Below are 10,846 nucleotides of genomic sequence, written 5' to 3' on the forward strand. Positions count from 1 at the left end.
ATGGCCCTCGTTCGCCTTGCCGCCCTTGTAGGGCACCATGCGGACGATGCGGGTGCCCTGCATCTCGGCCTTGAACGAGCAGCCGACGCCGCAATAGGCGCAGGTGGTGATCTCGGAATGGTCCGGCTGGCCGTGCTCGATGATCGACTTTTCCTGGAGGGTCGCGGTCGGGCAGGCCTGCACGCAGGCGCCGCAGGAGATGCATTCGGAGTCCATGAAGTTGGTCGGGCCGGCGGCGACGCGGCTGTCGAAGCCACGCCCCGAGATGGTCAGCGCGAAGGTGCCTTGCGTCTCCTCACAAGCGCGGACGCAGCGGTTGCAGACGATGCACTTCGACGGGTCGTAGGTGAAGTACGGGTTCGAGGTGTCCTTGGGCAGGTACCGCTCGGAGGTCGGCTTGACGTGGTTAGCCCCGTCGTAGCCGTAGCGCACGTCGCGCAGGCCGACCGCACCCGCCATATCCTGCAACTCGCAGTCGCCGTTGGCGGCGCAGGTCAGACAGTCGAGGGGGTGGTCGGAGATGTAGAGTTCCATCACGCCCTTGCGGAGCTTGGCGAGTTTGTCCGTCTGGGTCGAGACCACCATGCCGTTCTCGGCCGGGGTGGTGCAGGAAGCCGGGGTGCCGCGTCGGCCCTCGATCTCCACGAGGCAGAGGCGGCAGGAGCCGAAGGCTTCGAGCGAGTCGGTGGCGCAAAGCTTGGGAATCGCGGTGCCGGCATGCATGGCGGCGGCCATCACGGAGGTGCCGGCCGGGACGGTGACGCTCATGCCGTCGATGGTGAGCGTGACGGTCTGCTCGCTCAACCGGATGGGGGTGCCGTAGTCGATCTCTTTGATGAGGGCCATGGATCGCGCCTCCTTACTCGGCCGCGACGGACATCGGCCCGCGCTGCTGGAAATCCTCGGGGAAGTGGGTGATCGCGCTCATGACGGGCATCGGCGTCAGGCCGCCCATGGCGCAGAGCGAGCCGTCGGTCATCACGTCGCAGAGGTCGGCGACGACGGCCAGGTTCTCGGTGGGGCGGATGCCCGCGATGACCTTGTCCATGGTCTCGACGCCGCGGGTCGCGCCGATGCGGCAGGGCGTGCACTTGCCGCAGGATTCCACCGCGCAGAACTCGAAGGCGAAGCGGGCCTGCTTGGCCATATCCACGGTGTCGTCGAACACCACGATGCCGCCGTGGCCGACGAGGCCCTTGTTGGCCGCCATCGCCTCGTAATCGAGCGGCGTATCGAGGAGGTGGTCGGGGAAGTAGGCGCCGAGGGGGCCGCCCACCTGTACCGCACGCACCGGACGCCCGCTCTGCGTGCCGCCGCCGAAATCCTCGATGATCTCGCGCAGGGTGATGCCGAAGGCGTACTCGATCAGGCCGCCGCGCTTGATGTTGCCGGCCAGCTGAATCGCCAGGGTGCCGAGGGAGCGACCCATGCCGTACTCGGCATAGGCCTTGGCGCCGTGCTCCAGGATGTAGGGCACGGCCGTGAAGGTCATGACGTTGTTCACCAGCGTCGGCTGGCCGAGGAAGCCCTTGAGCGCCGGGATCGGCGGCTTGGCGCGAACGATGCCGCGCCGGCCCTCCAGGCTCTCCAGGAGCGAGGTCTCCTCGCCACAGATGTAAGCCCCCGCCCCGAGGCGGACCTCGAGGTGGAAAGCCTTGCCCGAACCCAACACGTCGGCGCCGAGGACGCCGGCCTTGACGCCGTTGGCGATGGCCTCCTTCAAGGTCGCGAAGGCCTGCGGGTATTCCGAACGCAGGTAGATGTAGCCGCGCGTGGCGCCCGTCGCGATCCCCGCGATGGTCATGCCCTCGATGAGGTTGAAGGGGTCGCCCTCCATCATCATGCGGTCGGCGAAGGTGCCCGAATCGCCCTCGTCGGCGTTGCAGACCACGTATTTCTGGTGCGACTGCGCCAGCATAACGGTGTTCCACTTGATGCCGGCGGGAAAGCCCGCGCCGCCGCGTCCGCGCAGACCGGACTCGCGCACCTCCGCGACGATGCCGGCGGCATCCAGCTTTAGTGCGGCCTCGAGGCCCCGGTATCCGCCATGGGCCCGGTAATCCGCCACCGAGACCGGATCGACCACGCCGCAGCGCTGGAAGGTGAGCCGGTGCTGACGAGCGAGGTAGGGGATCTTCTCGGGATCGCCGAGGCGCAGAGGATGCGCGCCGCCCTCGACGAGGCCCGCATCGAGCAGGGCGTCGACATCGGCCGGCGTCACCGGACCGTAGGCGATGCGGCCTTCCGGCGTCGCGACCTCGATCATCGGCTCCAGCCAGAGCATCCCGCGGGAGCCGGTGCGCACGATGGTGACGTCGAGCCCCCGGCGCTCGGCGCCGGCGAACAGCGCGCGGGCGACCCGATTCGCGCCGAGGCCCAGGGCGACGGCGTCGCGCGGAACGGTGATCGTGATGCTCACGACATCTTCTCCGTGAGGGCGGCTTCGAGGGAATCGGCGGTCAGCCGGGCCAAGGGCTCGTCATTCACGAGGGCGCCCGGGCCGTTGGCGCAGAGGCCGAGACAGTAGACGGGCTCGACGGTGACCTCCCCGTCGGCGGTCGTTCCGTGCCAGTCGACGCCGAGCCGCGCGAGGATCTGGGTGTGCAGAGCGTCCGACCCCATGGCCTGGCAGGCCTCGGCGCGGCAGAGCTTCAACTGATGGCGGCCGGCCGGAGCGCGGCGAAAATCGTGATAGAAGGTGATGCAGCCGTGGACTTCAGCCCGCGACAGATTGAGCGCGTCCGCGATCAGCGGGACGGCACCCTCGTCGACGTAGCCGAAGGTTTCCTGCAGGGCGTGCAGGATCGGGAGGGTCGCGCCCTCGAGGTGGACGTGTTCGGCGATGATCCCGGCGGCGCGGGGCTCGCTCCAGGGCTCGTTCGGCACCATTGTTCCTACCCAGACTCACCTTGTTCTGGTTCCAGGGTGGGATCTCGGTGCGGCATGATCAATCATGCAGTTCCGTCGTCTGACAACGGATTTTTGTCAAAATACGATTTTGCAACGCAAAAACGTAAGCGACAGCGTCGGCTTTTGAAGCTGTTTCAAATTCTTTTCAAAGGAGGTCGATCATCTCCGCGATGCCCGGCGCGGCGTTGCGCGCTTCCACGATGAGCCCCGCGCAGAGCGGCGTCATCGGTTCGCGCTCCGGAACCACGAGGCCGACGGAGTGGCTCAGGTCGGGATCGATGATCGGCACCGCGCGGATGCGGTCGTTCAACCGGAAGGTATCGGCCAGCACCGCCGGCATGATGCTGGCCCATTTGGCCGTGCGCACGTGCGTCAGGAGCACGATCATCGAGTTCGATTCGAGGAGCGGCGCGGATTCGGTGCCGGCCTTCAGGAGCTGGCGATCGATGATGCGCCGGTTCTGCATGTCGGGCGTCAACAGGCAGAGCGGCAGGCTCGCCACCTCGTCCCAGGTGACGGCGTCCCGGCCCCCGAAGACGCCGTCGATGGCCGTCAGCAGACGGTAGCGCTCCCGGTAGAGCGGAACGGCGGTGAGCCGGCCCAGGGGCTCGTTCTCCAGGTAGGTGATGCCCGCGTCGATCTCGAGATCGGCGATGAGGCGCCCGATCTCGCCCGAGGTGGTGGAATGCACGGAGAAGCGCACGTTCGGATGCCGGGCGCGGAAGGGCGTGGTCAGGGCGGCGACGATCGGCGTCGCGGTCGGGATCGCCGCGAGCCGCAGGGTTCCGGAGAGGCCGCGTCGCAGGCTCGACACCTCCTCGCGCATGGCGCGGGCGTCGCCGACGATGCGGCGCGCCCATTCGAGGACCCGCTCCCCCTCCGGCGTGAAGCCCTGGAAGCGGGAGCCGCGCTGGACGAGCAGGACGCCGAGCCGGTCCTCGAGCTGCTTGACCCCCGCCGAGAGGGTCTGCTGCGAGACGTTGCAGGCCTGGGCCGCGCGCCCGAAATGGCGTTCGCGGGCCAACGCCAGGATGAATTCCAGTCGGTCGATCACGCGCGGACCTCGGCTTGGCGGAATGTCCCGGTACCGGGCCCCGCTGGCGTATTGAATACCTGTGGATGCAGGGGCATGGCCTGCGACCTTTCGATAGACGGTCGAAGATGCGAGTCGAGACCGCGACGGTGCATCAAGCTGCATGATGCGACGCTGTTGCGGTTGCGCACCCTTCGGCCATGTGGTCTGAAGCGCCAATCGGCCGGACGTGGGTTTAGGCCCGCGAACGGCGCGCGGTCCGCGAAATGCACTTGCGATTTAGTTCAAAGCCAGCAAGACGCGCGGCATCGCCGATCACCATCACGGGGAGCCAAGAGAGGCACATGCGGACGACGCAGGCGCAACACCGGTCATCATGGGGGCTTGCCGCGCTCGGCGCGTTCCTCGTCTCATCGTCGTCGGCGCTCGCCGCCGGCATCGGCCAGCCCGTGCCGTGGCAGATGGACCGTCAGGTCGCCGTCACCGAGAACGCGCGGGACATCCATTCGTTCGAGCACGGCATGCACTGGCTCTCGTTCGGCATCTCGCTGTTCGTGCTCGGACTGATTCTCTACTGCGTCTTCCGCTTCAGCGAGAAGGCGAACCCGACGCCGTCGAAGACCACCCACAACACCCTGATCGAGGTGGCCTGGACCATCGTTCCGGTGCTGATCCTGGTAGCCGTCGCGATCCCGTCGTTCCGCCTGCTGCGCACGCAGCTCTCGGACCCGAAGGCCGACGTGCTGGTGAAGGTCATCGGCCACGCCTGGTACTGGTCCTACGAGTACCCGGCCGTCGAGAACGGCGGCGGCTTCACCTTCGACGCCAACCTCGACGATGCCAAGGAGCCGAAGCTGCTCGGCACCGACAACGACATGGTCGTGCCGGTGAACAAGATCGTGAAGATCCAGGTCACCGCCGCCGACGTCATGCACTCCTGGGCGATGCCGTCCTTCGGCTTCAAGATCGACGCCGTGCCGGGCCGCCTGAACCAGTTCTGGTTCAAGGCCGAGCGCGAGGGCACGTACCACGGCCAGTGCTCCGAGCTCTGCGGCGCCCGCCACGCCTACATGCCGATCACCGTGCAGGTCGTGAGCGAGGAGGCCTACGCCAAGTGGCTCGCCGAGGGTAAGACCAAGTTCGCCCGTATCGACGACCTTACGAAGTTCGCCGACGCCCGGTAAGGGCGCGGATCCCGGGGATCGGGCCCTCGAGCGGCGCCCGGTCCCGCCCACCGCGATGATTACGAGAAACCTGGACTAAGGTCTTAATCCATGGCGAACGCCGCTGCACATACGGGGCACCACGACGCCCACGACCATCACATGCCGTCCTTCTTCTCCCGCTGGTTCCTGTCGACGAACCACAAGGACATCGGCACCCTCTACCTGCTGTTCGCCTTCTGCGCGGGCATCATGGGCGCGTTCCTCTCCTTCGGCATCCGCATGGAGATGGAAGAGCCCGGCCTCCAGTACTTCGCCAATCCCGGCACCTACAACGTGTTCGTGACCGGACACGGCCTCATCATGGTGTTCTTCATGGTGATGCCGGCGCTGATCGGCGGCTTCGGCAACTGGTTCGTGCCCCTCATGATCGGCGCGCCCGACATGGCGTTCCCGCGCATGAACAACGTCTCGTTCTGGCTGACGGTGGCGGGCTTCCTCAGCCTCGTCTGCTCGCTGTTCGTCGAGGGGGCCCCCGGCGCGTCCGGCGCCGGCACCGGCTGGACCGTGTATCCGCCGCTGTCCTCGTCCGGCCATCCCGGCCCGGCCGTGGACTTCGCGATCTTCGCCCTGCACCTCTCGGGCGCGGGCTCGATCCTCGGCGCCATCAACTTCATCACCACCATCCTGAACATGCGCGCGCCGGGCATGACCCTGCACAAGATGCCGCTGTTCGCCTGGTCGATGCTGGTGACCGCGTTCCTGCTGCTCCTGTCGCTCCCGGTGCTCGCCGGCGCGATCACGATGCTGCTGACCGACCGCAACTTCGGCACGACCTTCTTCGACCCGGCCGGCGGCGGTGACCCGGTGCTCTACCAGCACCTATTCTGGTTCTTCGGTCACCCCGAAGTCTACATCATGATCCTGCCGGCCTTCGGCATCGTCAGCCACATCATCTCGACCTTCTCGCGCAAGCCCGTCTTCGGCTACCTCGCGATGGCCTACGCCATGGTCGCCATCGGCGTCGTCGGCTTCGTCGTGTGGGCCCACCACATGTACACCGTGGGCTTGAGCCTCCAGACCCAATCCTACTTCGTCTTCGCCACGATGGTCATCGCGGTGCCCACCGGCGTGAAGATCTTTTCCTGGATCGCGACGATGTGGGGTGGTTCGATCCGCTTCACCGCCGCCATGCACTGGGCGGTCGGCTTCATCTTCCTGTTCACCGTCGGCGGCGTCACCGGCGTCGTCCTGGCGAACTCGGCGGTCGATAAGTACCTGCACGACACCTACTACGTGGTGGCGCACTTCCACTACGTGCTCTCGCTCGGTGCCGTGTTCATCATCTTCGCGGGCGTCTACTACTGGTTCCCCAAGATGACCGGCCACATCATCCCCGAGTGGGCCGGCAAGCTGCACTTCTGGCTGGCCTTCATCGGCGCGAACGTCCTGTTCTTCCCGATGCACTTCCTCGGTCTCGCCGGCATGCCGCGTCGCTACGCCGACTATCCGGAGGCCTTCGCCGGCTGGCACAAGGTCTCCACCTGGGGCGGGCACATCTTCGCCCTCGGCATGGTGGTGTTCTTCATCGGGGTGGTCCTGGCCTTCCGCTCCAGCCGCCGCGCCGCGGACAATCCGTGGGGTGAGGGTGCCACCACCCTCGAGTGGACGCTGTCCTCTCCCCCGCCCTTCCACCAGTTCGAGACGCTCCCCCGGATCGTCGACGAGCCGGGCCACCACTGAGGCGCGACGCAGCGTTTCGAGGATTGCGAGGACCGCGCGAGCGGTCCTCGCTCTTTCCCGGAAGCCCCGGCCAAGCTCGCACGAGCGGTTTCGAGGCTTCCCGCAAAGGGCGGCGCCCCGCGGCGCGATCCGACCCCCTCCGGACACGAGAACCGTACCAGGAATCCATGACGAGCCTGTCGAACAGCCTATCCGCTGGCGCCGAGCCGCAAGTCCTGTCGCCGGTCGGCGGCGAGGTGTCGGACTTCTTCGCCCTGCTGAAGCCCCGCGTGATGGTGCTCGTCATCTTCACCGCCCTCGTCGGCATGCTGGTCTCGCACGTCCACATCCAGCCGGTGGTCGGCTCCATCTCGCTCCTGATGATCGCCGTGGGCGCCGGCGCCTCGGGCTGTCTCAACATGTGGTGGGACGCCGATATCGACGCGATGATGACCCGCACCGCCAAGCGCCCGATCCCGGACGGCCGCATCCGCCCTGACGAGGCCCTGGCCTTCGGCGTCGTCCTGTCGGTCGGCTCGGTGCTGGTGCTCGGCCTCGCCTCGAACTGGCTCGCCGCCGGCCTGCTGGCCTTCACCATCGTGTTCTACGCGGTGGTCTACTCGATGTGGCTGAAGCGGGCGACGCCGCAGAACATCGTCATCGGTGGCGCGGCCGGCGCCCTCCCCCCGATGGTCGGCCAGGCCGCCGTCACGGGTAGCCTCGGCATCGAGTCCTTCGTCCTGTTCATGATCATCTTCATCTGGACGCCGCCGCATTTCTGGGCCCTGGCGCTCATCAAGTCGGCGGATTACGCCAAGGCCGGCATCCCCATGATGCCGAACGTCGCCGGGCCGCAATCGACCCGCCGCCAGATCATCGCCTACTCGGCGCTGCTCTTCCCCGTGGGCCTCGCCCCCGTCTTCCTCGGCTTCGGCGGCTGGCTCTACGCCGTGACGGCCTTCGTCGGTGGCCTCGCCATGCTGGCCTTCAGCGTCCACGTCTTCCGCAACCGCGAGGGCGAGCCCGAGCGCAAGGCCGCCATGGGCATGTTCGGGTTCTCGATCCTCCACCTGTTCCTGATGTTCTCGGCCCTGCTGGCCGAGCAGAGCCTCGGCCTGTTCCGCCCGGTGTTCGCGTGAGCGAGCGCCCGGTGGCGCCGCGTCCGCTGACGCCGGAAGAGGCCCAGCGCCGGCGCAAGCGTTCCATCGCCATCGCGGCCGTACTGTTCGCGCTGGTGACCATCTTCTACGTGCTCACGATCGCCAAGCTCGGGCCGCAGGTCCTGAACCGGCCGATCTGACCCTCGCCCCAGCCGCGACGGAGCCCCATGACCGACCGCAGAGACGAGCAGCCCAAGACGCCGTTCGGTGTCCCGCAGACCCCGACGCCGCCCGCGCGGGCGAACCGGGCCGGCGTCACCGCCTTCGCCTGCGCGGGTCTCGCCTTCGGGATGATCGGTCTCGCCTTCGCGTCGGTGCCGCTCTACGACATGTTCTGCAAGGCGACCGGATTCGACGGCACGCCCCGCACCGGCCTCGCGCCGACGCTGGCGGCCGTCGACGACACCATGCTGGTCCGCTTCGACACCAACGTCTCGTCGAACCTGCCGTGGCGGTTCCAGGCCGAGGCACCGAAGGTCGAAGCGCGGCTTGGCGAGACCAAGACGGTGTTCTTTCGCGTGAAGAATACCGGAACCACCCCCTCCACCGGCATCGCCACCTTTAACGTACAGCCGGGGCTGATGGGTGGGTTCTTCGTGAAGGTCGAGTGCTTCTGCTTCAACGAGCAGACGCTGAAGCCCGGCGAGACCATGGACTTTCCGGTGGTGTTCTACATCGACCCGGACGTGCGCAAGGACTCGAACACCGCGCATCTCTCCGAGATGACCCTGTCGTACACCTACTTCGCCTCGAAGAACGGCCAGCCCACCGCCGCGCTTGCGACAACGGGTGGCACGGGGACGAAATCGAATTTTTGATCGCTCAAGCGTGACAACAGCGCGTGACCCTGGCTAAGGGTTCGTCACAACAATCCGGGGCAACCCGGTCGAGATCGGCAAAGCAACGGATCGCGGGTCGGAGACGGCCTGGAGGTCGGGGGTAGGAGAAGAGTTCAATGGCCGAGGCTGGCGCCAAAAATCACGACTTCCATATTCTGGCCCCGAGTCCGTGGCCGCTGATCGGCGCGTTCTCGGGCTTCCTGATGGCCTTCGGCGCCGTGTTCTGGATGAAGAGCCTGCAGATCGGCACCCTCACCCCCGGCCCCTACATCTTCGGCGCCGGCACCATCGGCGTGCTCTACACCATGTTCGCCTGGTGGAAGGACGTGGTCCACGAGGCCGAGACCGGCGATCACACCCGCGTGGTGCAGCTGCACCACCGCTACGGGATGATCATGTTCATCGCCTCCGAGGTGATGTTCTTCGTCGCCTGGTTCTGGGCCTATTTCGAGGCCGCCCTCTACACCGCCGACCCGATCCAGGCCTCGCGCCTGGACTTCACCGGCGGGACCTGGCCGCCGAAGGGCATCGAGGCCTTCGACCCCTGGCACCTGCCTCTCCTCAACACCCTGATCCTGCTGACTTCCGGCACCACGATCACCTGGGCCCACCACGCCCTGCTGAACGACGACCGGAAGGGCCTGAAGTACGGCCTGTGGCTGACGATCATCCTCGGCGTGCTGTTCTCCGCCTGCCAGGCCTACGAGTACGCCCACGCCCATTTCGGCTTCTCGGGCAGCATCTACTCGTCGACCTTCTTCATGGCGACGGGCTTTCACGGGTTCCACGTCATCATCGGCACGATCTTCCTCGCGATCTGCCTGTACCGCGCCTATCTCGGCCAGTTCACGGTGCGCCAGCATCTCGGCTTCGAATTCGCGGCTTGGTACTGGCACTTCGTGGACGTGGTCTGGCTGTTCCTGTTCGCCTCTATCTATGTCTGGGGCGCCGGCGTGGGCCACGGGGCGCACTGAGCGCGTCACCGACCGCATGGCAGGGTTGAAGGGGGCGGCGCGAGCCGCCCTTTTTCGTGGGAGCCGCGTGAAGGTCGGTCCGCCGATCCCCATATCGTGTCCGTCGGCGTCACGCCGGCCGAGGAGTTTGACATCTTGGACGTCTCTAGGCCGACACCCCCACCGATTTCCGCCGGTCTGCGTGGGCGCTGTCCGCGCTGCGGCGAGGGGCACATGTTCGACGGCTTCCTCACCTTTCGCCCGTCCTGCGAGGTCTGCGGCCTCGATTACGAGAGCTTCAATTCCGGTGACGGTCCGGCCTTCTTCGTCATGTCCATCGTGGGCATCCTCGTGGTGGGCCTCGCCCTCTGGATGGAGATCACCTACGAGCCGCCGATCTGGGTCCACGCCCTCGTGGCCGGATCGCTCTCGATCGGGTTGAGCCTCGCCCTGGTGCGTCCCCTCAAGGGGGTTCTGGCCGCCTTGCAATTCACCAACAAGGCCGAGCAGGGACGCTTTCGCTGATCATGGCCTCGACCCTTCGTTCCGGCAGCCATCTTCGTCCCGGGGCCTGGCGCAGCATCCTGGCGCCGGGCCTCGTCTCGCTGGTCTGCCTCGGCATCCTGCTCGGCCTCGGGTTCTGGCAGCTGGAGCGCAAGAGCGAGAAGGAAGCCTTGATCGGCCGCATTTTAGCGCGCTCGAAGGTCGAGCCGCCGGCGCCCCTGCCGCCGGTCCAGAGCTGGGACCCGGCGCGGGACGAGTTCCGCCGGGTCCGAATCAGCGGGACCTTCCGGCACGAGGCTGAAACGCTGGTGCACGGTCTCGCGGCCGGCGAGGTTCCGGGCCGGGCACTCCAGGGCTACTACGTGCTGACCCCCTTTCGGCTAGAGGATGGCGGCACCGTGCTGGTCAATCGCGGCTTCGTACCGACCGAGTTGAAGGCGCCGGCCGCGCGCGCCTCCGGGCAGGTCGAGGGGCCGACCACGGTCACGGGCATCCTGCGTGGCTCCGAGCCGCGCACCATGTTCGTGCCGGCACCGGACCCCGTCCGCAACGAGTGGTTCAA

12 protein-coding genes are annotated in these 10,846 nt (G+C 67.0%); 8 read left to right on the top strand and 4 right to left on the bottom strand.

All coding sequences use genetic code 11. The features are described 5' to 3' along the window. From K2X24_RS17340 to K2X24_RS17355, 4 genes are all read right to left on the bottom strand, one after another. The coding region (locus tag K2X24_RS17340; protein ID WP_292499576.1) for a 2Fe-2S iron-sulfur cluster-binding protein at positions 1-846 on the bottom strand (846 nt) is incomplete at its 3' end. 13 nt (positions 847-859) lie between these two features. Beyond that, positions 860-2,419 (bottom strand): NADH-quinone oxidoreductase subunit NuoF, encoded by a 1,560-nt coding sequence (locus K2X24_RS17345; RefSeq protein WP_292499577.1) that lies wholly within the window; start codon positions 2,417-2,419, stop codon positions 860-862. Next, the gene (locus K2X24_RS17350) at positions 2,416-2,889 is read right to left on the bottom strand and encodes a formate dehydrogenase subunit gamma (RefSeq protein ID WP_292499578.1); all 474 of its coding nucleotides are present in this window, start codon (positions 2,887-2,889) and stop codon (positions 2,416-2,418) included. Before K2X24_RS17350 ends, K2X24_RS17345 begins: the two co-directional genes overlap by 4 nt. A 166-nt stretch (positions 2,890-3,055) precedes the next feature. Then, entirely contained in the window at positions 3,056-3,964 is a 909-nt protein-coding gene (locus tag K2X24_RS17355; RefSeq protein WP_292499579.1) for a LysR family transcriptional regulator, read from the bottom strand. Between the two features lie 323 nt (positions 3,965-4,287). Between K2X24_RS17355 and coxB the strand changes: the two genes are divergently transcribed. The 8 genes from coxB to K2X24_RS17395 all read left to right on the top strand — a co-directional run. Beyond that, positions 4,288-5,127 (top strand): cytochrome c oxidase subunit II, encoded by an 840-nt coding sequence (gene coxB / locus K2X24_RS17360; protein WP_292499580.1) that lies wholly within the window; start codon positions 4,288-4,290, stop codon positions 5,125-5,127. A gap of 90 nt (positions 5,128-5,217) precedes the next feature. Further along, entirely contained in the window at positions 5,218-6,849 is a 1,632-nt protein-coding gene (gene ctaD / locus K2X24_RS17365) for a cytochrome c oxidase subunit I (protein WP_292499581.1), read from the top strand. A gap of 167 nt (positions 6,850-7,016) precedes the next feature. After that, positions 7,017-7,967, top strand: a complete 951-nt coding sequence (locus tag K2X24_RS17370; RefSeq protein ID WP_292499582.1) for a heme o synthase — start codon at positions 7,017-7,019, stop codon at positions 7,965-7,967. Further along, on the top strand, positions 7,964-8,128 hold the full coding sequence (locus K2X24_RS17375) for a hypothetical protein (RefSeq protein WP_238281171.1): 165 nt from the start codon (positions 7,964-7,966) through the stop codon (positions 8,126-8,128). Before K2X24_RS17370 ends, K2X24_RS17375 begins: the two co-directional genes overlap by 4 nt. Before the next feature lie 27 nt (positions 8,129-8,155). Beyond that, positions 8,156-8,806 carry a cytochrome c oxidase assembly protein gene (locus tag K2X24_RS17380; protein WP_292499583.1) on the top strand — a complete coding sequence of 217 codons (651 nt, stop codon included), beginning with the start codon at positions 8,156-8,158 and terminating at the stop codon, positions 8,804-8,806. 137 nt (positions 8,807-8,943) lie between these two features. Next, the gene (locus K2X24_RS17385; protein WP_292499584.1) at positions 8,944-9,801 is read left to right on the top strand and encodes a cytochrome c oxidase subunit 3; all 858 of its coding nucleotides are present in this window, start codon (positions 8,944-8,946) and stop codon (positions 9,799-9,801) included. Positions 9,802-9,936: 135 nt separating this feature from the next. Next, the gene (locus K2X24_RS17390; protein WP_292499585.1) at positions 9,937-10,305 is read left to right on the top strand and encodes a DUF983 domain-containing protein; all 369 of its coding nucleotides are present in this window, start codon (positions 9,937-9,939) and stop codon (positions 10,303-10,305) included. 2 nt (positions 10,306-10,307) lie between these two features. Beyond that, positions 10,308-10,846: SURF1 family protein (locus tag K2X24_RS17395; RefSeq protein WP_292499586.1), on the top strand; the 539-nt coding region annotated here is incomplete at its 3' end.

This window comes from Methylobacterium sp. (assembly GCF_019750675.1).
Lineage (GTDB): Bacteria > Pseudomonadota > Alphaproteobacteria > Rhizobiales > Beijerinckiaceae > Methylobacterium.